General features: G+C 71.2%; 20 protein-coding genes. 13 read left to right on the top strand and 7 right to left on the bottom strand.

The annotated features are described in order from the left end of the window. Positions 1–144: 144 nt before the first annotated feature. A complete protein-coding gene (locus ACFVZW_RS14110) occupies positions 145–2,013 on the bottom strand; it encodes an APC family permease (RefSeq protein ID WP_384520668.1) in 1,869 nt (622 codons plus the stop codon). 148 nt (positions 2,014–2,161) lie between these two features. Between ACFVZW_RS14110 and ACFVZW_RS14105 the strand changes: the two genes are divergently transcribed. Together ACFVZW_RS14105 and ACFVZW_RS14100 are read left to right on the top strand one after the other, a co-directional pair. Continuing rightward, positions 2,162–2,347, top strand: coding sequence for a hypothetical protein (locus tag ACFVZW_RS14105; RefSeq protein ID WP_384520666.1), 186 nt, complete (start codon positions 2,162–2,164; stop codon positions 2,345–2,347). 357 nt (positions 2,348–2,704) lie between these two features. Further along, a complete protein-coding gene (locus ACFVZW_RS14100; protein WP_384520664.1) occupies positions 2,705–5,227 on the top strand; it encodes a DUF4332 domain-containing protein in 2,523 nt (840 codons plus the stop codon). Positions 5,228–5,284: 57 nt separating this feature from the next. Here the strand turns inward: ACFVZW_RS14100 and ACFVZW_RS14095 are convergent, their stop codons facing one another. After that, entirely contained in the window at positions 5,285–6,154 is an 870-nt protein-coding gene (locus tag ACFVZW_RS14095) for a GyrI-like domain-containing protein (protein ID WP_384520663.1), read from the bottom strand. A gap of 216 nt (positions 6,155–6,370) precedes the next feature. Here ACFVZW_RS14095 and ACFVZW_RS14090 point away from each other — a divergent pair, with 216 nt between their 5' ends. Then, positions 6,371–6,784 carry a hypothetical protein gene (locus tag ACFVZW_RS14090; protein WP_384520661.1) on the top strand — a complete coding sequence of 138 codons (414 nt, stop codon included), beginning with the start codon at positions 6,371–6,373 and terminating at the stop codon, positions 6,782–6,784. Positions 6,785–6,867: 83 nt separating this feature from the next. On the opposite strand, the gene ACFVZW_RS14085 is transcribed toward ACFVZW_RS14090, so the two are convergent. Next, positions 6,868–7,053 (bottom strand): CsbD family protein, encoded by a 186-nt coding sequence (locus ACFVZW_RS14085; RefSeq protein ID WP_384520659.1) that lies wholly within the window; start codon positions 7,051–7,053, stop codon positions 6,868–6,870. Between the two features lie 364 nt (positions 7,054–7,417). Between ACFVZW_RS14085 and ACFVZW_RS14080 the strand changes: the two genes are divergently transcribed. Beyond that, positions 7,418–7,891, top strand: coding sequence for a VOC family protein (locus ACFVZW_RS14080; RefSeq protein ID WP_384520658.1), 474 nt, complete (start codon positions 7,418–7,420; stop codon positions 7,889–7,891). Between the two features lie 134 nt (positions 7,892–8,025). Beyond that, on the top strand, positions 8,026–8,634 hold the full coding sequence (locus ACFVZW_RS14075) for a DNA-binding response regulator (RefSeq protein ID WP_384520656.1): 609 nt from the start codon (positions 8,026–8,028) through the stop codon (positions 8,632–8,634). 7 nt (positions 8,635–8,641) lie between these two features. On the opposite strand, the gene ACFVZW_RS14070 is transcribed toward ACFVZW_RS14075, so the two are convergent. After that, entirely contained in the window at positions 8,642–10,450 is a 1,809-nt protein-coding gene (locus tag ACFVZW_RS14070) for a sensor histidine kinase (RefSeq protein ID WP_384520654.1), read from the bottom strand. A 114-nt stretch (positions 10,451–10,564) separates the two neighbouring features. Here ACFVZW_RS14070 and ACFVZW_RS14065 point away from each other — a divergent pair, with 114 nt between their 5' ends. The 3 genes from ACFVZW_RS14065 (at position 10,565) to ACFVZW_RS14055 (ending at position 14,756) form a co-directional block, all read left to right on the top strand. After that, positions 10,565–12,535, top strand: a complete 1,971-nt coding sequence (locus tag ACFVZW_RS14065; RefSeq protein WP_384520653.1) for a serine hydrolase domain-containing protein — start codon at positions 10,565–10,567, stop codon at positions 12,533–12,535. An 83-nt stretch (positions 12,536–12,618) separates the two neighbouring features. Continuing rightward, the gene (locus tag ACFVZW_RS14060) at positions 12,619–13,965 is read left to right on the top strand and encodes a nicotinate phosphoribosyltransferase (RefSeq protein WP_384520651.1); all 1,347 of its coding nucleotides are present in this window, start codon (positions 12,619–12,621) and stop codon (positions 13,963–13,965) included. Positions 13,966–14,081: 116 nt separating this feature from the next. Further along, the gene (locus ACFVZW_RS14055; protein WP_384520649.1) at positions 14,082–14,756 is read left to right on the top strand and encodes a DUF4389 domain-containing protein; all 675 of its coding nucleotides are present in this window, start codon (positions 14,082–14,084) and stop codon (positions 14,754–14,756) included. A 66-nt stretch (positions 14,757–14,822) separates the two neighbouring features. Here ACFVZW_RS14055 and ACFVZW_RS14050 read toward each other — a convergent pair whose 3' ends face one another. Then, positions 14,823–15,623, bottom strand: coding sequence for a hypothetical protein (locus tag ACFVZW_RS14050; RefSeq protein ID WP_384520647.1), 801 nt, complete (start codon positions 15,621–15,623; stop codon positions 14,823–14,825). A 410-nt stretch (positions 15,624–16,033) separates the two neighbouring features. On the opposite strand from ACFVZW_RS14050, the gene ACFVZW_RS14045 reads away from it, so the two are divergent. From ACFVZW_RS14045 to ACFVZW_RS14030, 4 genes are all read left to right on the top strand, one after another. Further along, on the top strand, positions 16,034–17,206 hold the full coding sequence (locus ACFVZW_RS14045; RefSeq protein WP_384520645.1) for a low temperature requirement protein A: 1,173 nt from the start codon (positions 16,034–16,036) through the stop codon (positions 17,204–17,206). A 130-nt stretch (positions 17,207–17,336) separates the two neighbouring features. After that, positions 17,337–18,284, top strand: a complete 948-nt coding sequence (locus ACFVZW_RS14040; RefSeq protein ID WP_384520643.1) for an NmrA/HSCARG family protein — start codon at positions 17,337–17,339, stop codon at positions 18,282–18,284. 111 nt (positions 18,285–18,395) lie between these two features. Then, a complete protein-coding gene (locus ACFVZW_RS14035) occupies positions 18,396–19,160 on the top strand; it encodes an IclR family transcriptional regulator (protein ID WP_384520641.1) in 765 nt (254 codons plus the stop codon). Positions 19,161–19,263: 103 nt separating this feature from the next. Next, positions 19,264–20,484: a PP2C family protein-serine/threonine phosphatase gene (locus tag ACFVZW_RS14030; protein WP_384520639.1), complete on the top strand. Its 1,221-nt coding sequence runs from the start codon at positions 19,264–19,266 to the stop codon at positions 20,482–20,484. A 75-nt stretch (positions 20,485–20,559) separates the two neighbouring features. Here the strand turns inward: ACFVZW_RS14030 and ACFVZW_RS14025 are convergent, their stop codons facing one another. Beyond that, on the bottom strand, positions 20,560–22,296 hold the full coding sequence (locus tag ACFVZW_RS14025; RefSeq protein WP_384520637.1) for an ABC transporter ATP-binding protein: 1,737 nt from the start codon (positions 22,294–22,296) through the stop codon (positions 20,560–20,562). Positions 22,297–22,369: 73 nt separating this feature from the next. Then, positions 22,370–24,061, bottom strand: a complete 1,692-nt coding sequence (locus tag ACFVZW_RS14020; RefSeq protein ID WP_384520636.1) for an ABC transporter ATP-binding protein — start codon at positions 24,059–24,061, stop codon at positions 22,370–22,372. Positions 24,062–24,338: 277 nt separating this feature from the next. Between ACFVZW_RS14020 and ACFVZW_RS14015 the strand changes: the two genes are divergently transcribed. After that, a complete protein-coding gene (locus tag ACFVZW_RS14015; protein WP_384520634.1) occupies positions 24,339–24,986 on the top strand; it encodes a TetR/AcrR family transcriptional regulator C-terminal domain-containing protein in 648 nt (215 codons plus the stop codon). Positions 24,987–24,988 lie beyond the last annotated feature (2 nt).

The following is a 24,988-nucleotide window of genomic DNA, read 5'->3' as shown; positions in this document are numbered from 1 at the left end:
GGGGGGGGCGGGCGGTTTGGGGACGTAGGCGCTCTCGCCTTCTTCTGACGGATACCTGAGACGTCCTGGGGGGCGTTTCCGCCGGCCCAAGGTAAGCCCCGCCTCCTTTGGGGGTGGCTGGCGGGGCGGCCGGTGGGGGCGGTGTCAGCTCGCGTCGTCGGTGATGCGGAAGCGGAGCCGGCAGATCACGGCGTCCGTGTCGCGGCGCACGGCATGCGCCACGACGGAGCCGCGCTGGTTCTGGAGCAGGCGCTGCCAGATGTGCGCGGGCTCGGTCTCCGGGATCAGCACGGTGATCTGGGAGGCCGGATGGGCGGCCGTGAGCTCACGGACATAGCCGGAGACGGGGCGGCCGAGGGCGCGGGTCTGCGAGTCGAGCTCGACGAGTTCGACACCCGGGCTCCACAACTCCCAGTCGCGGCGCAGGGCTTCGGCCGCCCGGCGGTCCTCGGGCGCGGGGTGGGTGACGGTGACGGCGAGCACCTCGTCGCCCAGCGAACGGGCCGCGGTGAGCGCCTTGCAGGTCAGCTTGGACAGTCCGGAGACGGGAACGACGACCAGCGAGTGGGCACGCTGCGGCGGTTCGGGGACCCGGCCCAGCTCCAGACGCTCGCCGATCCGGCCGTAGGCGCGGTGGACCCGCTCGAAGCCGAGGACCAGCAGCGGCAGGGCGAGGACGATCAGCCAGGCGCCCTCGGTGAACTTGGTGGCGGTGACGACGACGGCCGCGACACCCGTCAACAGGGCGCCGAATCCGTTCAGTACGGCCTTCGCGCGCCGGCCCTTGCCTCGTTCGCCGTACCAGTGCCGGACCATGCCGACCTGGCAGATGGTGAAGCCGACGAAGACACCGATCGCGAACAGCGGGACGAGGGTGTTGGTGTCGCCGCCGGAGAAGACCAGTAGGAGGGCCGAGACGACGGCGAGCGCGAGCACTCCGTGGCGGTGCACCTGGCGGTCGGCCTTGAGGGCGAACAGGTGCGGCAGGTGGTTGTCGCGGGCCAGCAGGCTCATCAGGACGGGCAGGCCGCCGAAGGAGGTGTTGGCGGCCAGCGCCAGCAGCACCATGGTCGCGAACTGGACCACGTAGAAGGCCAGGTTGTGCCCGAAGGAGGCGTCCGCGAGCTGCGCGAGGACGGTCACGCCCTCGACCGGCTGGAGGTGGAAACGGCCGATGAGGATGGACAGGCCGATCAGCATCACGCCGAGCAGGGCGCCGAGGGCCACCTCGGTGCGCTGGGCGCGGCGGGCGGCCGGGGCGCGGAAGGACGGTACGGCGTTCGCGACGGCCTCGACACCGGTGAGGGCGGAGCAGCCGGCCGCGAAGGCCTTGAGCAGCAGCAGGGCACCGACGGCGGTGGCGCCCTCGCCGAGCGCGGAGGCATGACCCTCGGCGGAGGCGGTGCTGACGGGGCCGTCGCGGAAGAGGCCGACCGTGATCATCGCGAGGATCGAGCCGACGAACAGGGCGGTCGGCAGCAGGAACGCCTTGGCGGAGTCGACGACACCGCGCAGGTTGACCGCCGTGACCAGGACGAGGACGCCGAGGCAGATCCAGGTCCGCTCACCGTAGAGCTGCGGGAAGGCCGAGGTCAGGGCGGCGACACCGGCGGTGACGGAGACCGCGACGTTCAGGACGTAGTCGAGGATCAGGGAGCCGGCGGCCACGAGGCTGGTACGCCGTCCCAGGTGCCGCTTGGCCACGGCGTACGAGCCGCCGCCGTCCGGGAACGCGGCGATCACCTGCCGGTACGAGGCCACCAGCACGGCGAGGAGCGCGGCGATCGCGAGCGTGACGGGGAGCGTGAAGCCCATCCCGTACGCTCCGGCGACCGCCAGCACGAGCACGATCGACTCCGGCCCGTACGCCACCGACGCCATCGCGTCCAGGGACAGCGCGGCGAGCCCTTGGAGCGCGGTGAGCTTGTGCCGGTCACCGGCTCCGGTATCGGGAGGTTCCTCCGTGCCGGTGCCCTCTGCCGCCGTGGTCGGCTTGCCCGTGTCTATGGCCATGGTGCTGGTTCCTCCGAGTGAGCAGGTCGAGGAACAGATTGAGGGCCGCCGGGTACGGATCCCAGACTCCTTGTCGCCGTCCATACGCCCACCGGCCCCCTCTTCACGCACCCCTTACGGCCGGCCTCGAAACCCCCGGGCGTCGCCTGTGGCGACCATCACCACTGACGTCACCGTGACCACCAGCGCCTCGCCGGACATCGTCTGGAAGCTGCTGGTGGACGCTGCGAGCTGGCCGCTGTGGTCCAAGGTGGACAGTCTGGACACGACACGGTCGGCCGGCTTCGACCCCGGCGGCGACGACGGCGTCGGTGCCGTCGTCCTACGAGGATGATCCGCGATCGACCACGCGATCCAGGATTCAGGATTCCCCCAGCCGGCCGGCTCACAAGGATCTGCGACAAACCTTGAGTGGGCCATCCCGCCTGCCCCTGTCGGCGGCAGTGCTTGCCGTCCATTCCTCCCGCTGTGACCCGGCTGGCCCCCTGACCGGGCACACCACTCCCCCAGTCCAGTGCGCGCCCCATGGCGACGGGCCCAATAGGGCTCCTGTCTGGGAGTTTCGATTCCGAGCCACATCGCCCCAAGGTGGCCGATGACACCTGTCTCGACCACGTTCAAGGAGCCTTCTCCCCCGTGAGTCGGTTGACTTGCGGGCATGTGGACACGCGTGTGCCGGACCGCATCGGTCGTGACATTCACCGTCCTGATGGTGGTGGGTGCCGCTCCCTCGAACCCTGCGGCGGACAAGGTCTGCGCTGCCGCCGAGGGGCACCTGAAAGCCGGCTCACTCGACCGGGCGAAGAAGCTGTACGAATCCGTGAAGCCGGCCGACGACGAGCGCAACTGTGCCGTTAAGGGCCTACCACTCGTGGCAGCAGCGCGTCAGGCCGCGGCGGAGCACGTCACGGATGGTCAGCAACTGATTCGCTCGGGAGACCTGGACCGGGCGGAGCGGATGTTCCGCGCCGCACTGAGACTTGATGCGGCCAACGCGGGCGCCGTGGCAGGTATCGCTCAGGTGGCGGACCTGGAGATTCACCCCCTGCCGACGGCGGCATCGAACTGGAATCGGTTCTATGGGGACTGGGTCCTCCCCGTGGGCAGACTCGTGCTCTTCAGCGCGATCGGGCTCCTGGCGCTCGGTGCGCTCGCCGGTCTGTCCTCATGGCTCTGGGTGAAAGTGGGCTCAGTCGCCTGGCCGACCGGGGTACGGCGCATCACGAAGGGCGTCGGCCTCTCTCTGCTGGTCGGCGCGGCGATCATGACGCCTCTCTTCGCCATGTTCAATCCCTTCACCCCGACGTGGATGCAGTGCTGGATCGCAGCATTGGTCATTCTCGCGATCGGGGTAGGTGCAGGCCTGCTGGTGTGGTGGGGCACACGCCAGAGCCGCTTCCTGGATTGGCTGGCCTTGGTCGTCTCACTCGGCCTTGTGGTCGTGGCAGCGATCGTGATTCTGATGGTCCCCATCGCTTACGAGACGCGCCTGATGGCGGCCCACATCGCTCTCGCTCTGATCGGCGTTCTCCTGACTTCGACGGCGTTCGGGCAGAACCTGCGCCTCCAGGTGGAAGTGCAGCAGCCCGACGGGAACGTGAACGCGGCCGCCACCGACTACCTGCTGGCCCGAATGAAGGGGCTCGGCACGGAAACACCGAAGGCTCTCAATCGGGCCACCTCCGCTCTGGCCACAACCTCTCTGAGCAAGATCCCCACTGAAGAACTGAGCGTGCTGCCCGCCGGCCACGTCGTCGGGGCACTGTCGCGTCTGTTCTTCGCCCTTCGGCCCGATCTCACCTGGCGGGCACGCGTGACACTCGTGGACGACAACAGGGTGGCGACCGCTGTCTCCCGCAACGGGCGGCACGCGGAGAGCGCGGTGTTCAGCAGGATGGAACTCGGACTCCCCTTGGACACCGACCAGGACCGGACAAGAGCGCAGATGCTCACCGGCGCTGCCGCCTTCGTCCTGGTGCACCTCAGCGAAGTGCACCAGGAACTGAAGGAGGATCTGTGCGGGGCCCGGAAGTGGAAGAGCGTCGCGCTGCAAGTCATCGCGAAGAGCAAGTCGCTTCTGGGAAACGAGAATCGCAGCGAGCAGCGTGTGGATCTCCTGTCCCGGGCCACCGACGAGGATCCAGGGAACGTGCTGGCACGCTTCGAGTACCTGTGGGCGGGTTACGCGAACATCCCGCACGAAGAGACGAACTTTGCCTCGTTCGCGCGGACCCTGGACAACGAGTACGAACGATCAGGTCTGTCAGAAAAGCCCGATGAAGAGGAAGGCTGGGTGCCGCTGAAGATCCGCGTCCTGTACAGCCGCACCACCCAGTGGCTCAATGCCGACATGGCCTCCCGGGACGAAGGCACCCATGTGGAGGCCTATCTGCAGAACGCCAGGAACTCCGCGGACGAGCTTTACCGCCTGTGTTCGACATCCTGGAACCGAAAGCAGCTGCAAGGACAAGCCGAGGCGATGCGCCCGCTCGCTGTGAACCTTCTGCGCTGTATCGGCGCCTTGAAGGGTGTGTACCTGTACAGAGTCCCGAAAGAACATTCCCACGAGGGCTCCGACCCGTCACCACGGCTGACCTACGATCACGCGTGCCTGCACATGTTCTTGGCCGAACTGCGCCGGCTGCCTCGCGAGATCCGCAAGCAGCAGCGTGAGTACGCGCTGGACGATCTGCAATTCGCGCTCGTCACGGACGACGACAGGATGGACGCCGCCGCGGACCCGTGTTTTCGAAAGCTGCGTTCCGACAGAAGGTTCAGACAGCTGGTACGTGCCCTGCCGCCCCAGGAGTTCCTTGACCTGCCCGCGTTCGTCCCACATCGTGTGACGCTTCAGGAAGCGGGGATCACCACCGCCGGCGAAGTCACCCGCCTCACCCACACCACTCGGCTACAGGCGCAGCTGGCCGCACACCTGAAGGCTTCCGCCGTGAGCATCCAGCAGATGCGCGACGTAGCGTTGCTTGCGCAAGTCCACGAGGACCTGGGCGACCCCCGCATGCTGCACCTGATCCTCGGCGCGGGCATCAGCTCCTGCGAAGCACTGCGTGAAGCGGTACGCCGCGACGAGAGCGAACTCCTGCGTCAGGTTCAAGACCGCGCCACTGAAGAGAACTTGACCAGCCTCGCGGGCGTCGAAAAGCCTCAGTCGTGGTTGACAGCCGTCCAACGCAAACGCCGCCCCTGGCAACGCTGACCACAGCTCATGTCCTCGCCGCAGGGTCTACGAAACGCTCTCCGTGACCCCAGTCCCTCACGCCGGTTCGACCGGTAGCCACAGTTCGCAGGTCGCGGTGCTGAAGTCGTCCGCGCGGTCGAGGACCGCGACGATCGAGGGGCCCGGGCGGAGACGCCAGGGGTTGGAGGGGAACCACTCGGTCGCGGTCGCGGCCCAGGTCGTCTGCAGGGCCTGCGGATGCGGTCCGGCGGTGCGGAAGACCGCCCACCTGCCGGCCGGGACCTCGATGGCGTCGAGGTCGTCGGGGGACGCCGTGTCCCGGGAGAGTGCGACCCCGTGCAGGTAGGTCAGTTCGGAACCCTCCGTGCCGTCGGGGTCGAGGTCGTCGCAGACTTGCAGCAGGCCCCCCGGTTCGGTGTCGCCGAGGGCCTTCAGCCGGAGATGTTCCTCCTGCGGCAGTGCGGTGATGTGCTGCTGGATGTGCGGGTTGACGCCCTGGTGGATGAGCGGAACCCGGGCGGCGTGTCCGACCAGCCGGAACGCGGGGCGGTCGACGAGGCGGGTGTCCATGGGGATGCTCCCTTCGACGGTCAGACGGATCCTGAGCCGTGGTTGTGTACGTAGAGGGCCTCCGTCGCGGCGCACGTCACGGGGACCGGCGCCGTGGACCGCGCGGAACGCGCGTCCGAACGCCTCGGTCGAGCCGTATCCGTGCCGGACGGCGATACTGAGCAGATCGTCCTCGCCGCGGACGACGTCGGCGGCGGCCACGGTCATGCGGCGCCGGCGCACGTACTCCGACAGCGGCATGCCCGCCAACGACGAGAACATCCGGCGCAGGTGGTATTCGGTCGTGCCGAGCTCCCTGGCCAATCCGTTGACGTCGAGCTCCTCCGCGAGGCGCTCCTCGACGAGATCGACAAGCCGGTTGAGTACCGAGATCACGAGGCCTCCTTTCGAGGTCAACCCTGCCGGAAGAACCCCTTGCTGTACCCGACCGCTGCGGTCCGATCCGATCATGTGCTGCCGCACTCATGCGGGTGCGGAGCGAGTTCCGCCTGGTCGCACGCCCCCCCGGACGCTCCTCACGAGTCGGCGTGCCGCCCCGGCTCCGTGTCTCGGGTCGCCTCGCGGTGTGCCGGAAAGCAGGATGGTGGGGTGATGACGGTCCTGGTGGTCGGCGTGCCCGACGGTGAGCAGCTGGAACTGTTGCGCTCGGGTATCCAGCGCAACCCGCACTTCCGGGTCGTGTCACATGCACACGACCCCACGATCGGTCTCGCGCACGCCCGCGTCCTGCTGCCCGATATCACTGTCCTGTCCCTGGTCGCCGGGCTCGACAGCCTCGACGCGGCCCCGGAGGTCCTCCGCATGTTCCGCGGGGTGCGGGCGCTGGACCCGCCGAGCGGGGTGGTCCTGCGGACGGCCGCCGACCGCGTGCCCCGAGCCATGTCCGCCCTCGCGGTTGACGGAGCCGTCCACGTCGTACGCGAGGGCGACTCCGAAGCCCTGATGCGCGCCTTGCGCACGATCGGGCTGCGCCGGGCCAGCTGCGACCCCGACGAGATGCCCTGACCCGGACTGCCACGGGACGCCGGTGGGGCTGGCGACAACCGACAGCCGGCCAGCCCCGCACGAGCTCTCCGAGGCCGGCTCGATCAGGAGCGGTCGCGCTTGAGTGAGTCCTTGATGCCCTCGGCACGCTCACGAACGCCCTTCACCGTCTCGCGGATCTTGGTCTTCGCTTGGTCGGTCCTGCCCTCTGCCTCAAGCCGCTCGTTGCCGGTGATCTTTCCGGCGACCTCCTTGAGCTTGCCCTTGGCCTTGTCCATGGCGCTGCTCATGGCCGTAACCCCTTCTCCGGCGGATCGGCTGCACATCCACGCTAGGCCCGGGCGAGCCGGTGTGCTCGCCGACGCCTGTCGGCGCCCACCTCCGCAGATGACGGCGAAGCAGGCCGCACCCCTCCCGAGGGCCTCCACACCGCCGGTCGGCGCCGCCGCCCGCCGCGGAACACGCTGGCGTGGTGCCAGGGCGCGCGGCCGGTGTAGGGGGCGACCGTGGACGGAGGACGCCGGATCGGCACCTGGCTTCCCTCTTCCGCATGGACCTGAGGGGGCGCAGGGGCTGGTTGCGTGGATTCGGGGCGTGGTGGAGCCATGATTCCCGGGCCGCCGGACGGCGGTCACGCGAGATCAGGAGAACGCGATGCCCCGGATCACCCCCAACCTCTGGTTCGACACGCAGGGCAAGGAGGCCGCGGAGTTCTACTGCTCGGTCTTCCCCAACTCTGAGATCAAGAACGTGTCCTACTACGGCGAGGCCGGCCCCCGCCCGGCCGGAACCGTGCTGACCGTCGACTTCGTCCTGGACGGCACTCACTTCACCGCCATCAACGGCGGCCCCGAGTTCACCTTCGACGAGGCCGTGTCCTTCCTCATCGACTGCGCGGACCAGGAGGAGGTCGACTACTACTGGAGCAAGCTGTCCGAGGGCGGGCAGGAAGGCCCGTGCGGCTGGGTCAAGGACAGGTTCGGTCTGAGCTGGCAGGTCGTGCCGTCCGTCCTGGAGGAGCTCCTCACCGATCCGGACGAGGCACGCGCCCAGCGGGCGATGAAGGCGATGCTCGCCATGGGGAAGCTGGACGTCGCCGCACTGCTCGCGGCCGCGGACGGATCCTGACCCCTCCGACCCCAGCCCCGGCTCACAGCGTTGAACGACGACCGCGCGGGACGACCGCCACGGCGACCCTCCGGCTGAACGCACGTCGGACCGCCCCCCTCGGCAGCCGATACGATCCTTCCGGGGGAGGAACCATGATCCGGATTCTGCTGGCCGAGGACATGCACTTGATCCGCGGGGCGCTGGTCGCCCTGCTGGGTCTCGAGGACGACATGGATGTCGTCGCCGAAGTGGCCCGCGGGGACGCCGTCGTCCCCGCAGCCCTCGCCCACCGGCCCACCGTCGCCGTCCTCGACCTGGACATGCCCGGCACGGACGGGCTCTCCGCCGCCCGCGACCTCTCCGTCGCGCTTCCCGAGTGCCGGGTCATGATCCTCACCGCGCTGGGCCGCCCGGAGGCGCTGCGGTCCGCACTCGCCGCACGGGTCGGCGGGTTCATGCTCAAGGACGCCCCGCCGGACCAGCTCGCGGGCGCGATCCGCCGCGTGGCCGCCGGGGAACACGTCATCGACCCGAAGCTCGCCGCCGCGGCGCTCACCGCCAAGGAGAGTCCGCTCACCCCCCGCGAGACCGACGTGCTGCGGCTGGCCGCCACCGGCGCGGAACTCGAGCGCATAGCCCGCGAACTGCACCTCACCCAGGGCACCGTACGGAACTACCTCGGCGCGGCGGTCACCAAGCTCGAAGCCCGCAACCGGCTCGACGCGGTGCGGATCGCCCGGGAGGAGGGCTGGCTGGGATGACGCGGAGTCATCCTCCGACGGAGACGGGCCCGGAAACGGGCTCGGGTTCCAGCCGGACGGTCAGGACGTGGCCGCGGCCGTCCGGGGCCGACCCGGCCTCCAGCCGCCCGCCGAACGCCGCCACGCGCTCGCGCAGATTCCCCAGCCCGTTGCCGCCGGCGCCGGCCGCCGCGGTGCTTCCCTCCGCCAGCGGCCCGCGGCCGTCGTCCGCCACCCGCAACAGCCCCGCGCCGACCTCCACCTCGCACCGTCGTGCCCCCAGGGCGTGCCGCAGCACGTTCGTCACCGCCTCCCGCAGCACCGTGGCGAAGAGCGCCGCCGCCGCGTCTCCGACGTGCTCCACCTCGCCCCGCACCCGCACGGCGATGCCCGCGGCGGCCAGCACCTTCCGGGCGGAGTCCACCTCCTCGGCGAGCGTGAGTTCCGTGCCGTCCCCCGGGATCGCCCGAAGGTCCGCGAGTGCTCGGCTCGCCAGCGCCGCCGCGTCGGCGAGATGGCCGCCGGCTCGTACCGGGTCCGGGTCGCGGGCCGCCAGCTCGCCCTTCAGCGCGATCGCCGACAGTCCGTAGCCCAGCAGATCGTGGACGTCCCGGGCGATGCGTCGACGCTCTCGGGCCACCGCCAGCGAGGCGAGCGCTCCGCGGGCCTCCCGCACCTGGTGGACCAGCCCGGTGAGCAGAGCCAGGCCGTGGAAGACCAGAGCGATCACCACGACGTCGAGGACCAGGACCGCGGCGCCCCGGGCTCCGGGGCCGTCCGTCCGTACGAGCGCCACGACCGCCACCAGGGCAGTCAGTGCCGCTGCCGCGGGCCAGGCGATGCGCCCCGGGAGGACGATCAGCACCGAGGCCGCCGCGAACGCCACCAGTTGGGGGTACGGCCCGTCCGGAGCCGCCAGTACGCCCAGCGCGAGGGCGAGTTGCGCGCCGAGCGTCCACGCCACGCACCGGGGACGTACCCCCGGCGGACGCGGAAGGGAGTGGTACGCCTGCAGACCGACGACGGCCGTCAACGCGGCCGCGTACGCGGCGAATCGCCCGCCCGTCACCCCGTCGTCGAGCAGGAAGGCCGCGCCCACGATCAGGTACTCGATGTGGGTGGCGACGACGATGGGCCACGCGAGCCGGGGTGTCAGGGCGCCCAGGGGAATGTCCGCGCCGTCGGCGGACTGCGCGGACGGAGCGGCTCGTACGCGATCCGTCGCCGCCCGCGCCACCGTCACCAGCTGCCGCGCTCCCCGCGTTCCCCCTCCGGCCAGCCGGACGATCTCCGCCAGGGCCGTTCCCAGCACCGCGTCGAGGTCCCGCCCGGCACGCTCCCGCTCGGCCGTGACACGTGCCTGTGCCAATGCGTCGCGGGTGGCGCGGAGTTCGGCGTAGAGGTCGGTGAGCCGGGTGAGTGCGTAGATGATCAGGCCGTGGGCGAGAGCGTTGCCGATGCCGTTGAGCACGGAATGGACACCGCCGTCGCCGGGGGCGAGCAGCCCACCGGCGATGACGACGACCGCGAACAGGGCCCAGCGGACGGGCCGTTCGACGACCAGCAGCACGGAGGCGCCGAGGAAGCCGGGCAGGCCGGACCAGGGCGCGAGCAGGATCTGCGCGGCGAGGGTCCACGCCCCGCGCAGCCGCCGCGTCGAAGGCAGGCAGGTGATCATCTGGAGCAGCAGCATCGGCACGGCGGCCGGGCGCGGCTGGAGGACACCGGGTTCCAAGGAGAATCCGAGAATGACGACGACGAGGACCACGGACACGACCGCGGGCGTCGGACCGGATTCGGAGCCGTCGGCGATCCGGTCGGCCTGGCGGGCGTTCATGGGGTCACGGTAGACGCAAGCCGGGCACCGCACCCGGCCCACCCATGTGAAATACACAGAGACCGGTGCGGCTCGCACTGCCGCGGGCCCACGTCCGGACGAGATCGTCGACCTATGCGTACGACGCCGATACGGGCCCTCGCCACGATGGCCGCCACGATCACGATGACGATCACCTCCGCCACGCTGGTCTCCGTCCCCACACCCGCTCACGCGGCCGTTCCGCCCAGCGCCGATGCCCTCCCTGACGCCCGCGATTCCCGCACCGGCGCTCTCGACTCCCTCGTCGACACCGCCGTCGCCGGCTACCTCGCGAACGACCGCATCCCCGGTGCGGCCGTCACCGTCGTCTCCGGCGGCAGGACCGTCCTGACCAAGGGCTACGGCGTCGCCGACATCGCCACCAGGACGCCGGTCGACCCCCGGCGCACGACCTTCTTCCTCGGCTCGCTCGCCAAGCTGTTCACGGCCCAGGCCGCCTCCCAGCTCGTCACCGAGGGCAGGATCGACCCGAACGCCGACGTCAACGACCACCTCCGTGCGGTCACCGTCCCCGACACGTTTCCCGGACACCCCGTCACCCTGGACCAACTGCTCACCCACACCGCCGGCTTCGACAGCGACCTCGTCGGCCGCAGCATGGCCCGTGCGCAGGACGTCGAACCGCTCGCCGAAAGCCTCGTGACGCGCCGCCCGCCCCGGATCCGCGTCCCCGGCACGATCGCCTCGTACGACAACTACGGCTACGCGCTCGCGGGCCAGCTCGTCGCCGAGGCCTCGGGCCGGCCCTTCCCCTCGTACGTCGACGAGCGCATCCTCAGGCCGCTGGGCATGACGAGTTCGACGTTCGCCCAGCCTCAGCCGGAGCCGATAGCGGCGCGTCTCGCCCGCGGCTACCGGCCCAGCGGTACGTCCGGCTGGACCGCGGACAAGGGCCAGTACGGCGCGTGGAGCCCGACCGGGCCGGGGGCCGTCAGCACCGCCGCCGACATGGGCCGCTGGATGACCGACCAGCTCGCCGGCGAGGCTCCGGCGAACCGTCTGATGCAGCAGGTGCACCACCGGCAGGACCCCCGGCTGCCCGGCCTCGGCTACGGCTTCGAGGAGTGGCGGCGCGACGGGCGGACCGGCTGGTTCAAGGACGGCGACATCCCCGGCTTCCACTCGAACCTGCTCCTTGTCCCCGGCCATGACGTGGGGGTGTTCGTCGTCTTCAACGGCGACGGCGAGGACGGCCGGGCCGCCTGGGACGGCAAGGACCTGATCCATCGCATCGTGGACGCCCTGGTCCCGGAGCGCCCGGCGACCGCGGCCCCGGGCGCCGCAGGCGCTGCCGGCACCGACCCCGCCCTCGACTCGTACACCGGCACGTACCGCCCCGCCCGGGTCAGCCGCACCAGCCTCATGGCGGTCGAAGGCCTGGTCTCGTCGGTCACCGTGGAGAAGGACGGCGCGAACGGACTGCGCACCACCGGTCTCTCCCTCGACCCCGACCAGCCCGAGCAGAGCTGGCTCGCCCTCGGGGACGGCCTCTTCCGCGAGCGCGGCGGCCATGGTGCGACGCTCGCCTTCACCAAGCGCGGGGTACTGGTCTCGTCGGCGATGCCGTCGACGGCGTACGAGAAACTGACCTGGCGTCAATCCCCCGCCCTGCACAAGGGGTTGCTCGCCTTCGGCGTGGGCGGGCTGGTCATCGGTGCGATCGCGTTCCCGGCGACCGCCCTGCTACGGCGCACCCGTGGCCGGACCCCGCATCCGCCCGCCGCCCGGGCCACCCGGGCAACGGCCGCGGTGACCGGCCTGATCGCGGCGGCATTCACGGCCGCTCTCGCGGCGGTCGTCGTGGACGGCAACGCGATGATGGAGATGATCCCCCTGGGGGCGCCGCTCCTGTCCGCCGTCACAGTGCTGGGTGCGGCACTGGTGGCCACGACCCTGGGCGTGGTGGCGGGGGCGGTCGCGGCCTGGCTCCGCGGGTGGTGGACCTTCACCGGCCGTCTGTTGTTCACGATCACGGCGGCGGCCGCGATCGCGACGACGGGCATGCTGCTCCACTACCACCTGGTGGGGTTCCCGTTCGCCTGACCGGCCGGTGACCTCGTGCGGCAATCGGGCGTCGTGCGTCCCTTGCGCGTGCGGCGCGCAGGTCGGCCGCGCATCCTCGAAGTATGTCCCTGGTGACCACGACCGAGCTGTACGAGGTCACGATGGCGCTCTCGTACCTGCGGGAGGAGATGCGGGCGCCGGCCACCTTCAGCCTCTTCGTACGCGACCTGCCGCCGGGGCATGGGTTCCTCGTGGCCGCCGGGCTCGAACCCGCGCTCGACCACCTCTCGCGGTTCCGGGTGGGCGGGTCCGATGTGCGTGCGTTCGCGGAGGCCCTGGGGCGGCCGGCCGAGGAGCTCGAACCGCTGAACGGGCTGTCCTTCGACGGCCAGGTCCGCGCGGTCCCGGAAGGGCGGCTCGTCTTCGCCGGTGAGCCCCTGCTGGAGGTCACCGCGCCGCTGCCCCAGGCCAGGCTCGTGGAGACGTATCTGGTGGCGCTCCTCTGTCATCAGACGGCGGTCGCCGCCAAGGCGGCACGGTGTGTGCTCGCCGCCGCCGGGCGGTCTCTCGTGGACTCCTCCTCGCGCCGGACCCACGAACCGGCGGCCGGTCTGCAGGCGGCACGGCTCTGCGCGCTGGTCGGCTTCGCCGCCACGAGCAATGTCGCCGCCGCCGCCCAGTACGGCATTCCCGCGTCCGGCACCATGGCCCACTCGTACGTCGAGTCCTTCGCCTCGGAGGAGGACGCCTTCCGGGCCTTCGCCCGCACCCACCCGGGCCCGGTGACCCTTCTGGTCGACACCTACGACACGGACCGTGGGGTGGCGACGGCCGCCCGTGTCCTGACGGACCTCGGGCGCGGTCCGGGCTGCGCGATCCGTATCGACAGCGGCGATATCGGGGCGCGCGCCCACCGGGCCCGGGCCACCCTCGACGCGGCGGGGCTGCGGGACGTCCGGATCATCGCGGGCGGTGCGCTCGACGAGTACGGTGTCGCCTCGCTCGTACGGGACGGGGCACCGATCGACGTCTTCGCCGTGGGCGCGAAGATCGGCGTCGCCGCCGACGCCCCGTATCTCGATGCGTCCTACAAGCTCGTCGAGTACGAGGGGCGTCCGGTCATGAGGCTCGCGTCCACGCAGGTGACGGCGCCCGCCCCCAAGCAGGTCTTCCGTGGTCCGGGCCTCCGGGACGTCGTCGGCCTGGCCAATGAGGAGCCGCCGGACGGTACGGAGCCGTTGCTGCGGACCGTGATGCGCGGCGGGCTCCGTACGGAGCCGCCCGACACCCTGGACGCCGCGCGCTCCCGCTTCGAGGCCGACCTGGCCCAGCTCCCGGAGCCGGCCCGGCGCATCGAGAACCCTGCCGCCCCGGTGCCGGCGGCGTCGACGCGGCTCGCGGTCCTGACGACGGTCGTACGCCACCGGATCGAGGCGGGGCCGGCGGGCGGGCAGCAGGCGGGGCCGTAGGGGCGTATCCCCCGGCTCCCGCTCCGGTGGGCCGAAGGGCGGAACGGGGTGATCCTGAAGGTGGGGCGCCGACCGGCCCCCGTACGAAACCACCGGTCCGGCGAGGAAGTGACGATATGGACACCTCCCGTTCCTCCTACCCTCCGGTCACGGTGACGGCCCGGCTCGACACCCCGCTGTCCCGCTGGTTGTGGCTGGTCAAATGGGTGCTGGTGATCCCCCATTGGATCGTGCTGATCTTCCTCTGGCTCGCGTTCCTGATCGTGACCGTGATCGCGTTCTTCGCCATCCTCTTCACCGAGCGCTATCCGCGCCCGTTGTTCGACTTCAATCTCGGGGTGCTGCGCTGGTCCTGGCGCGTCTCCTACTACTCGTACAGCGCACTCGGCACCGACCGCTACCCGCCCTTCAGCCTGGGTCCGGAGCCCGACTACCCGGCGCGGCTGGACATCGCGTACCCGGAACGGCTCTCGCGCGGTCTCGTCCTCGTCAAGTGGTGGCTGCTCGCCATCCCGCACTACCTCGTGATCGCCATCTTCGCCGGTGGCATGAGGGCGAGCTGGTGGAGCGGTGGTCTGATCACCTTGCTGACCCTCTTCGCGGCCATCGCCCTCGCGTTCACCGGCCGGTATCCGCGCGATCTGTTCGTCCTGGTGGTCGGTCTCAACCGCTGGGTACTCCGCGTGGCGGCCTACGCGGGCCTGATGACGGACGCGTACCCGCCGTTCCGGCTCGACCAAGGGGGCGAGGAGACGACGGAGAAGCAGCCCTGGCCCGCCGACGGGCGGTGAACCCGCACCCGCCGACGAGGGGCGGACGCGGGCACCGGGCCGTCGACCAGGCCGGGCCGGACACCCCTAGGGGCAGCTCTCTTCGAACTTCACGGCTGTGAGGGTGATGGGCCGGCCGTCGAGTCCGGCGCCCGCCTTGGGATTCTGCGCGCACACCTTCCAGTTGGACTCCATGAGGACCATGCGGTCCTCGGCGGCGTCCTTCACCGTGATGCTCGCGTTGGAGGGCAGGGCACCACGAGCGACCTTGACGGACTTGCCGACGAAGTCGGGCATCGTGCCGCCCGCTTCGGCGTCGGGCTGTGCTCCCATGTCGTTCTTCGGACAGCTCTCCTCGAGCTTCACGGCGCCGAAGTCGATGGTGACGTCGGTCTTGTGCGTTCCGGGAGCGGGCGTCTGGGAGCAGATCTTCCAGTTCCGGTCGAAGGCCTGGTTGCGGCCGCGGCCGAGGGAGTCGTGGGAGCGGAGGCGGTAGAAGCCGAGGGACTGGGCCTCGTCCTGGGCGTACTGGAGCCCCTTCCCCACGAAGTCGGGAAGCCGCCCGGTCTCCGCCTTCTTGCCGGGCTCGATGGACGACGGCCCGGCAGGGACGGTGGCCTTGGCGGCCGGCGTGCTCGCGGAGGTGACGGGGGCGGTGGGCGTCGGCTTCTGCGCCGCCGCCTTGCCGTCCGCGGTCTCCTCGCCCCCGGCCACGGCGCCGAGAATCACGAGGAAGGCGAATAGGCCACCGAGGCTGATTCCGACGATGGCCCCGGTGGACAGCTTCTTCTTCTGGGGCGGCGGCCCGTAGGGCCCCGGTTGCCGAGGCTGCCCCCACGCCGGGGGCTGGTCGGGCTGGTGCGGCGGGCCGGGGTGTTGCTGGCTCAAGGTGCCCTCTCGTGCTCTGTGTTGATCCTGTGTACGTGACGTGAAGATACCGCCACGGCGGGGGAAGCGGAGGCCAGTCCACCGGAACCACCGTGCACCGCCGAGGGCGAGATCGGCCGGGCCGCCGCCGAACTCTTCGCCCGCCGGGAGACGTTGGACGACAAGGAGCGCGATCGACTCAAGGGCGGAGGCTCACGACCGGAAAGGCCGTCCGTGAGAGTGCCGACAACCCGGCACGGAACCCCGGGTGCGTGGATCCGCGGGTCAAGGGCGCCGCTGATCGTCGACGTGCCCCGCATCGGGTCGTCGCGGGCTCCGCCCAGGCATGTTCGGCGGCGACCAGGGCTGATCCGTGATCTGATGCAGCCAGTCCGTGTCGCAGTCGAAACCCGCCCTTTCCGGATGGCCCGATGAGCACTCCGCACACCACGGCTCCGTCCCCCGCGCCCCCGACCGAGCCCCGGCACGCCGGATGGCTGGAGCTCTTCTTCGACCTGGTGTTCGTCGCCTTCGTCGCCCAGCTCTCGCACGGTCTCCACGGCGATCCGAGCTGGCGTGATTTCGGCGTCTTCCTCGCGCTCTACTTCCCGCCGTGGTGGATGTGGGCGAACCTCACCGTCTCCGCCAATCTGTTCCAGGACGACAGCGCCCGGCGCCGCCTCGCCATGCTGGCCGCGATGCTCTGCCTGGCCGTGATGGCCGCCGCGGTGCCGGAGGCCGACGGCGACCGGGCCCCGGCGTACGCCCTCGGGTACGCGGGGACGCGCCTCGTGCTGCTGGCGCTGTGGTGGCCCGCCACCCGCTTCCCCGCGCCCGACAAGATCCCGCGCTGGCGTCCGCTGACGTACTGCCTGCTCTCCGGACTGCTCTGGGCCGGCTCCGCCGCCGTACCGGCGCCCTGGATCTACCCGGTCTGGGCCGGCCTGCTGATCGCGGAGATGATCCTGCTGCTCACCTCGCGCGGCCGTGGCGTCCCGGGCCGGCTGCACACCGGCCACCTGGTCGAACGGGTCGGACTCTTCGTGATCATCGTCCTGGGCGAGTCCGTACTGGCCCTGATCACCTCCACCGACCACACCTGGACCGCCGCGGCCGGTGTGGTGGCGGTGCTCGGGTTCGTCCTGCTGGCCGCGCTCTGGTGGTCGTACTTCGACTTCGCCTCGACCGCCGCGGAGCGGGTCATCGGCGCCGTCGGCGGGCGGGACGCCTACCTGCTCGCCCGTGACGTGGCCGGCTTCCTGCACTTCTTCGTCACGGCCGCCGTCATCTCCATGGCCGCCGGACTGGCCACGGCGGTGGAGGAGTCCGGTCACGACCACCTGGCCCGCGGCGCGGTGTGGGCGCTCTGCGGGGGCCTGGCGATGTACCACGCGGCGCACGCCCTGATCGCCCTGAGGTTCGGCCGGCCCGTGCGTCAGGTCGCCGTCTGGGCGGTGCCGGGGATCGGAATCCCCCTCCTCGTCGTCCTCGGCGCGGACACCCTCGCGCCCTGGCTGGTGGTACTGCTGCTCGCGGCCGAGGCCATCGTCCATCTGCTGTACGCCAAGGTCCTGGCGCGCCGCCGCGCGGCCGCCCTCGGGTAGGTCAGGGCCCCCGTCGGCCGGGCAGAGGGGTGCTTGGCCGGCGCTCGACCGGGTAGTCGCGTCGCAGCCTCCTCCGGCGGACGCGGGAGGTGGCAACGAGGGCAGTACATGAACGGAGGAGGCGGGGACGATGGCGGAGAAGCGCGTCGTCACCGTGTTCGGCGCGACCGGGCGCCAAGGCGGATCTCTCGCACGGGCGATCCTCGGGAAGGGCGAGGGCGACTTCGCGGTGCGTGCCGTGACCCGCCACCCGGAATTGGAGCCCGCGATCGAGCTCAGGCGGATCGGAGCCGAGGTGGTCCGGGCCGACATGGACGACGAGGAGAGCCTGCGGCCGGTTTTCGAGGGCGCGTACGGCGCGTATCTGGTGACCGACTTCTGGGAGGGCATGAACGCCGAGCACGAGAAGGCGCAGGCCGAGGCGCTCGCCAGGGCGGCCGGTCACGCCGGGGTCCAGCACGCCGTCTGGTCGACGCTGGAGGACACCCGGGACTGCATCCCGCGCGACGACACCCGCATGCCCACCCTCCAGGGTTCCTACAAGGTCCCGCACTTCGACGCCAAGGCCGAGGCCGACGTGTACTTCGCCGAGGCCGGCGTGCCGACGACGTATCTGCGGACCACCTTCTACTGGGAGAACCTGTTCGACACGTTCGCCCCGCAGCGGGCCGACGACGGTGTTCTGGTCCTGAACTTTCCGATGGGGGAAAGCCGGCTGTCCGGCATCAGTTTCGTGGACATCGGCAGGACGGCACTGGCCGTCCTGGAGCGCGGCACCGATCTCATCGGCGCGACGGTGAGCATCGCGGGCGAACACCTGAAGGTCGGCGCCATGGCCGCCGAGCTGACGGAGCAGGTCGGCGTGCCGATCGCGTACCGGCCGCTGACCCCGGAGGCCTACCGTGCCCAGGGCTTCCCGGGCGCCGACGAGGTGGGCAACATGTTCCAGTTCTACCGTGACTGCGAGGAGCACTTCACCGCAGCTCGCGACCTGACTGCCGTACGGGCCCTCAACCCCGGGCTCCAGGACTTCAGGACCTGGCTCTCGTCCCATCACACGAAGATCCCCCGCTCCTGAAGGCCAAGATCGTTCCGGACCACCCTTCTCGCCGGAGGCGCCGGCGGGGTCGATGCCCGCGCGGAGCCGGGGAATCTTGCCTGTCTCACGCACCCGGCGCACGCTGGTCGTATGGCTGCCCATGATGGCCCCGCCCCTACGCTGATCACGTCCGTGCAGCGGGCCTTCCGCCTGCTGGAGGCGGTGAGCGCACACGGGAACGGCGCGCCGGCGAAGCAGCTGGCACGGGAGACGGGGCTGCCCCTGGCCACCGCCTACCACCTGCTGCGGACCTTGGTCCACGACGGATACCTGCGGAAGCTGGACGACGGCGGGTTCATCCTGGGCGACAAGATGCAGGCGCTCCACACCGCCGGCCGTGGGCAGGCGCTGCTGAGCCGGGTCCGTCCGACGCTCGCCGCGCTGCGCGACGAGTTCGCGACCGCCGCCTACCTCACCTTCTTTGAGGACGGCGAGATCCGGGTCGCCGAGATCGTGGACAGCCCTCGGGCACCCCGGGTCGACCTCTGGGTGGGGTTCGAGGACGCCGGTCACGCCACCGCGCTGGGCAAGTCGGTGCTGCGCGAGCTGGACGAGGAGTCCCGAAGGGACTATCTCTCCCGGCACCATCTGGCAGATCTCACGCCGCGGACGATCACGGACGTCGGGGAACTGCTCCGACGGCTCGAGCACTCCCCTCTGGCGCCGGCCGTCACGGACATGGAGGAGTACTCCCTCGGGACGGTCTGCGTCGCGGTGCCCGTGTACAGCGGGGACACACTCGGCTCGCTCGGCGTCTCCTTGCGGGCGGACCGGCTCTCCCGCCTCGAGGAGATCCGGACGCGGCTGCTGCCGGCCGCGAGTCGCGTGACCAGGGGCCTCTCACTCACTATCTGAAAATCATGCCCTTGTGGCGCCTGAGCCCAGCACCTTTCCTGTACTTAACGGACATTTTATGGAGCGCATGCTCCGCACACAGGTGAGGACTACGGGCGAACACATGAGTCACACCCGAGAGCACGGGCCGGCCCGTTCCCCCAGGAAGCACGGAGTCGCCCCAGGGAAGGTGACTCGTAAGCGCGTCCTGGTGCAGCTCGCCTCCGGTACGCCCGTGCTGCCCGTGCTGATCGTTTCCGTCATCGTGGTCGTCGACCTCCTCGGCGGAGCCGGGCTGACCTGGCTGCCGCTGCTCGCCGCCGGGCCCGCGCTGGCCGCCACCACCAACGGGCCTCGTGGAGTCCTCTGTGTCGGCCTCCTCGCCGGAGTGCTGGGCGTGACCCTCGGAATGCGTGACGGTGCGCCGGGGCATGAGCTGGCGGCCGCGCTGTCCGCCCTGGGGGCCGTCACCCTCGCCAGTGGCCTGGCCAGCGCGCTGCGCGGACGTCGCGAGCGGGTCCTCGCTGCCGTCCGCTCGGTCGCCGAGGCCGCCCAGCAAGCCCTCCTCCAGCCCGTTCCGGCCGTCGTCGGCCCGTTCCAGGTGGCCGTCCGCTACAGCGCCGCGGCCGCGGAGGCGCGTATCGGGGGAGATCTCTACGCCCTCGTGCCCACCCCGTACGGAATCCGGCTGATCGTCGGCGATGTCCGAGGCAAGGGGCTGCCGGCCGTAGGGGTCGCCGCTCTGGTGCTCGGGGTCTTCCGCGAGGCGGCTTACGAGGAGCCCGACCTCCTCGCCGTCGTCGACAGGATCGAGCGGAGTCTGGCGCGCAACCTCCGCTGCGACGACTTCGTCACCGCCGTGGTCGCCGGGCACCCCCGTCCAGGCGTGCTGGAGGTCGTGAACTGCGGACACGCGCCTCCGCTGCTGGTCCGCGGATCCAGGGTCGTGCCGGTGGAACCCGCCCATCCGGCCCCGCCCCTCGGTCTGCGCGCCCTCACGGGCGAGATCCCCGCCCTGCACGAGCTGCCCTTCGCCGACGGCGATCAGCTGCTGCTCTACACCGACGGGGTCACGGAGGCCCGCGACCGCGGCCGCCGGTTCTACCCGCTCTCCGAGAGACTGGCGCAGCACGTGTCAGACGAACCGACGCGCACCCTCGCGGCGCTCCACGACGAACTGCTGGCGCACGTGGGCGGCCGACTGCACGACGACGCGGCGCTGCTCCTCCTCCGCAAGCCCACCGCTCCCGAAGCGGTGATGCTTCGAGCGGCGTCCGCGATGGAGGGAGAGGTCATCGACGCCCAGAGCCTTCGGCACGGCCCAGCCCGGAGCAGTCGGGACTAGGGCGTGTCCGGCGGATCAGGGCCTGGTCCGCGTTGTCCGGGGTCGGTCCGCCGGCCTTCGTCCGGACATCCCGGCTTACGCACCCCGGCCCGCGATCGGCAGGACCGGCGCCGACGCCTGGGTGAGCTGCCAGAAGTCGGCGTAGCGGCCGCCTCGGCGCAGCAGTTCGTCGTGGCCGCCCTCCTCGATGATGCTCCCGGCGTCGAGGAAGACGATGAGGTCGGCATGCCGGACGGTGCGCAACCGGTGCGCCACCATCACCACGGTCCGACCCGCCATCAGGCGCTCGATGCCGGCGTGAACGGCGGCCTCGTTGACCGGGTCCAGCGCGGAGGTGATCTCGTCGAGGAGCACGATCGGCGCGTCCTTCAGCAGGGCCCGGGCGATCGAGACGCGCTGGCGCTCGCCGCCCGACAGACGGGCACCCCCCTCTCCGACGGTGGTCGACCATCCTTGCGGCAGGCGCTCGATCACCTCGTCCAGTCGCGCCGCGGCCGCGGCTGCCCGTACCTCGGTGTCGGTGGCGCCGGGGCGGCCCAGGCGGACGTTGTCCTCGATGGTGCCGTCGAAGAGGTAGACGTCCTGGAAGACGACGGCGAACCGCTCCATCAGCGCCTCGGTACGGATCGCGCGCACGTCCGCGCCGCCGATGCGCACGGCGCCCGCGTCCACGTCGTAGAACCGCGCGAGCAGCTGCAGCAGGGTGCTCTTACCGGCACCGGACGGCCCCACCACGGCCAGTCGCTGCCCCTCGGGGACGGACAGCGACAGGCCGTCGAACACCGTGCGCCCCTCGTGCCGGAACGTGACCGAGTCGAACTCCAACGCGTGGCCGACCGGCTCGACCGGGTCGGGGGCCTGCGGCAGCGGTTCCGTACGCAGAACCGCGTCGAGCCTGGCCAGTTCGCCGCGCGCGCCGCGCAGCCTGCCGCCGAGGTCGGCAAGCGACAGCAGCGGCTCCGCGCAGCGTGCGGCCAGCACCAGGACCGTCAGCAGCTCCGCGGCCCCGATACTTCCGCCGAGCGCGAGGTACGCGCCGAGGACCAGCAGCGCGGTGAACGCCGCCTGCACCGTCAGCGTCAGGCCCAACGCGCCGGGCAGCGCGGACAGCGTGGACCGGCGGGAGGCGCGCTGGACCTGGAGCAGGGCGTCGTCGAGGAGACGGAAGCGTTCGGCGCTCCGGCCGCCGGCGCGCAGCACCGGCTGGGCCCGGACGTATTCGATGACCCGCCCGGTGGCCTCGTGGTCCCGTGCGGCACGCTCCGCGTCCTCGGCCGCCGCCGAACGCCCGGTCAGGACCTGGATCGCCGCCACGACAGGGACGGCGGCCAGCGCGGCAAGGCCCAACTGCCAGTCGAGGAAGAGGATCACGACGACGATGGTCAGCGGCGTCACGGCGGCGGAGACGACCGGCGCCAGCAGGTGCGCGAGCACGCTCATCGCCCGCAGAACGCCCTGACCTGCCAGGACGGACACCTCGCCCACCCGTGCCGCGCCGTACCAGCCGAGCGGCAGCCGGGCCAGATGGTCGCCGAGGCGGTGGTAGACGCCGTGCAGCAGCGCGGCACCGACGCGGAACCCCGAGAGGTCGCCGAGGTAGCGCGGCACCGCATAGGCCGCCACCGTGGCGCCGAACGCGCCCAGCCAGGGCCAGGCGTCGTTCGGTGCGCCCCCGAGCAGTGCCCGCAGCACCGGTGCCAGCAGGGAGTAGGACAGGCCCTCGACGACCGCTGTCGCGGCCATCAGGGCGAGGGTGCGGATCATCGGCCGGGCGTACTGGTGGCCCAGTACGCGCAGCAGTACGCGGATCATCGACTTTCGACTCCTCGCTGGTGGGTGGGGGTTCGCGGACTCGTCTTCGCCGGATCGTCGGGGCCGTGCGGCGTCACGGCCGCTCACCCCCTCCGGGTGGGCCCGCCGCATGTCCGGAGCGCCACAGCGCGGAGAACTTCCCAGGCGTGTCGAGCAGTTCGCCCGGCGTACCGTGCTCAACGACGACTCCGTCCTCCAGGACGGCGACGGTGTCGGCGCCGGCGATCGTCTCCAGGCGATGCGCGACGACCAGGACCGTTCGGTCCTCCCGCAGCGTTTCCAGGGCTCGGCGAATCGCCTGCTCGGTGAGCGGATCGGCGAAGGAGGTGGCCTCGTCGAGGACCAGGACGGGAGTGTCGGCCAGCAACGCGCGGGCGAGTGCGATCCGTTGGGCCTCACCGCCCGACAGCCGCGTGTCCTCGCCGATCACCGTCCCGTACCCTCGCGGCAGTTCGAGGACGCGGTCGTGGACGTTGGCCAGACGGGCGGCGCGTTCCACCTCGTCCGGGCGGGCGTCGGGGACCGCCAGCGCGATGTTGTCCGCGACCGAGGCGCGCAGCAGGTGGACGTCCTGGAAGACGAAGGAGACCCGCCGGTACAGTTCCCGGCTGCCCAGGTCGCGCAGGTCGACCCCGCCGAGACGTACCGAGCCGCTCGTCGGGTCGACGAACCGCGGCAGGAGTCGGACGAGCGTGGACTTGCCGCTTCCCGACGGTCCGACGAGCGCGGTGACCGTCCCCGGCTCCAGCACGAGGTCGATCCCGCGCAGCACGTCGTGGCCCGGTTCGTAGGCGAAGCGGACGTCGCGCAGCTCCACCCGGTGGCCGCGCGGCGCGATCGGGCGGTCCGGCTCCGGCAGCGGCGGCACCGCGAGCACCTCGCGGATCCGGCCTGCCGCGCGGCGTGCGGACTGCAGCTCGTCGAAGCCGTGTCCGAGCGCCGCCACCGGGGCGGTCAGTCCTAGTCCGAGCAGCAGGAACGGCAGCACGTCGGCCGGGGCCATCCCCCCGCCGGTGATCAGTGCCGCACCGCCGATCAGGACGGTCAGCAGCACGAACGGGGGCGAGAGAACCAGCTGCATCCCCGCGGCAGGCAGGGAGATCCCGTGCACCCAGCGACGGAAGACGGCGACGAAGTCGTCGGCGGCGGCGCGGAACTCGCGATGGGCGCGCTCGCCCCCGCCGAAGATCTTGACCACCGCGATGCCCTGGACGAACTCCACGACGGAGCGTGCGATCCGCGCCATCGCCGTGTCGAAGTCGGCCTGTTCGCGCAGCCGGGCCGGGGTCATCATCAGCGGGACCAGCGCCACCGCGGCGACCACCGGCATCAGCGTGATCAGCGTCAGCCGCCAGTCGATGGTGAACAGATAGACCAGCGACACCAGCGGCACGACGAAGGCGGAGGCCAGCTCGCCGGGGGTGTGGGCGATGAACGGGTGCACGGCGCCGACGTCGTCGCCCACCAGCTTCGCCAGCTCACCGCCATGGCGGCGGGCCAGCCAGCCGATCGGCACTCGACCCAGGCGAGCGGCCAGCTGCCGGCGTAACTCCAACTGCACGCGCCCGTCGAGCAGATGGCCGATGCCCGCCGCTGCGGCCGTCAGCAGGAGCTTGACGAGCAGGCCGACAGAGCCCGCGACCACGACGAGCCGGACGCGGTCATGGTCCACCGGACCGGATTCGAGCAGAAGTCGACCCAGCTCGACGACCGCGAGCAGCGGTGCCAGCCCCGCCACCGCGCCGATGACCTGCAAGACGATCACGGTGGCGAAGCCCCCTGCGTACGGCCGCAGCAGCTCTGCCGTGCCCCGCCCCTCCGGGGGCCGGTGCTGGGCAGGACCTGCGTGGTCCGGTGGCCGCGTGGGTTGATTCCTCGCCTCGGAGGGCTCGGTGATGGTCATCGTGCGCTCGTCCCCTCGTCTCCGTCGGGCCTTCCGACCCATTGATTCTTACGACGTAAGACTGCTGCGGGACGTTATACTTACAGCGTAAGAATCGTCAATCGGTCCGTGGTGCTTCCGGCACGGAGAAGAGGGGGCCATGGCGGCCAACAGGGCTCGCGGGCAGCGTGCGGGGCTTACTCGGCAGGCCGTCCTGGAGGCGGCGCTGCGACTCGTCGACGAGGAGGGGCTCAAGGCCCTGTCGATGCGGCGGCTCGGCGCCGAGCTGGGCGTGGAGGCGATGACCCTCTACCACCACGTGCCGAACAAGACCGCCCTGCTGGACGGCATGATCGAGCAGGTCGTCGCCGAGGCCGTTCCCCCGGAGTTCGGCGCCGGCACCTGGCGCGAGGATCTGAGCGCCTACGCCCGCGCGCTGGTCGCCGCGCTCGGCGCGCATCCGCATGCCGCGCCGCTGCTGCTGTCCCGGCCCGCCTTGACGCCCCGCAATCTGGGGACACTGGAGGCCGTGGTGGAGATGCTGCACGAGGCGGGCTTCTCCCTCCCCAGGACCCTGGACGTCCTCTACTCGCTCACCAGCTTCGCCGTCGGGCACGCCGCCGCCCACGCGGGCCGTATCGACGGAGCGGGGAGCTTGGCCTCGCTGGACCCGACGGCGTACCCGCTGTTGGTCGCCGCCGCCCGGGAGGCGGGCGAGGACGCGGCCGAGGCCCGCTTCGACTTCGCTCTCGCCGCCCTGCTGTCCGGATTCGAAAGGGAACTCGCGGGCACTTCGGCCACGGGGTGAGG

Source organism: Streptomyces sp. NPDC059567 (assembly GCF_042735655.1).
In the GTDB taxonomy this organism is placed as follows: Bacteria; Actinomycetota; Actinomycetes; order Streptomycetales; family Streptomycetaceae; genus Streptomyces.
The sequence above is the reverse complement of the archived record's forward strand: the minus strand, read 5'-3'. Positions and strand labels throughout refer to the sequence as shown.

Excerpts from the sequence above, each read along its gene's own strand:
- ACFVZW_RS14080 (WP_384520658.1), top strand. The coding sequence starts at position 7,418 with ATGCCCCGGATCACCCCCAACCTCTGGTTCGACACGCAGGGCAAGGAG.
- ACFVZW_RS14070 (WP_384520654.1), bottom strand. The coding sequence starts at position 10,450 with ATGAACGCCCGCCAGGCCGACCGGATCGCCGACGGCTCCGAATCCGGT.
- ACFVZW_RS14090 (WP_384520661.1), top strand. The coding sequence starts at position 6,371 with ATGACGGTCCTGGTGGTCGGCGTGCCCGACGGTGAGCAGCTGGAACTG.
- ACFVZW_RS14065 (WP_384520653.1), top strand. The coding sequence starts at position 10,565 with ATGCGTACGACGCCGATACGGGCCCTCGCCACGATGGCCGCCACGATC.
- ACFVZW_RS14035 (WP_384520641.1), top strand. The coding sequence starts at position 18,396 with ATGGCTGCCCATGATGGCCCCGCCCCTACGCTGATCACGTCCGTGCAG.
- ACFVZW_RS14110 (WP_384520668.1), bottom strand. The coding sequence starts at position 2,013 with ATGGCCATAGACACGGGCAAGCCGACCACGGCGGCAGAGGGCACCGGC.
- ACFVZW_RS14015 (WP_384520634.1), top strand. The coding sequence starts at position 24,339 with ATGGCGGCCAACAGGGCTCGCGGGCAGCGTGCGGGGCTTACTCGGCAG.
- ACFVZW_RS14085 (WP_384520659.1), bottom strand. The coding sequence starts at position 7,053 with ATGAGCAGCGCCATGGACAAGGCCAAGGGCAAGCTCAAGGAGGTCGCC.
- ACFVZW_RS14060 (WP_384520651.1), top strand. The coding sequence starts at position 12,619 with ATGTCCCTGGTGACCACGACCGAGCTGTACGAGGTCACGATGGCGCTC.
- ACFVZW_RS14025 (WP_384520637.1), bottom strand. The coding sequence starts at position 22,296 with ATGATCCGCGTACTGCTGCGCGTACTGGGCCACCAGTACGCCCGGCCG.
- ACFVZW_RS14040 (WP_384520643.1), top strand. The coding sequence starts at position 17,337 with ATGGCGGAGAAGCGCGTCGTCACCGTGTTCGGCGCGACCGGGCGCCAA.
- ACFVZW_RS14075 (WP_384520656.1), top strand. The coding sequence starts at position 8,026 with ATGATCCGGATTCTGCTGGCCGAGGACATGCACTTGATCCGCGGGGCG.
- ACFVZW_RS14055 (WP_384520649.1), top strand. The coding sequence starts at position 14,082 with ATGGACACCTCCCGTTCCTCCTACCCTCCGGTCACGGTGACGGCCCGG.
- ACFVZW_RS14045 (WP_384520645.1), top strand. The coding sequence starts at position 16,034 with ATGAGCACTCCGCACACCACGGCTCCGTCCCCCGCGCCCCCGACCGAG.
- ACFVZW_RS14030 (WP_384520639.1), top strand. The coding sequence starts at position 19,264 with ATGAGTCACACCCGAGAGCACGGGCCGGCCCGTTCCCCCAGGAAGCAC.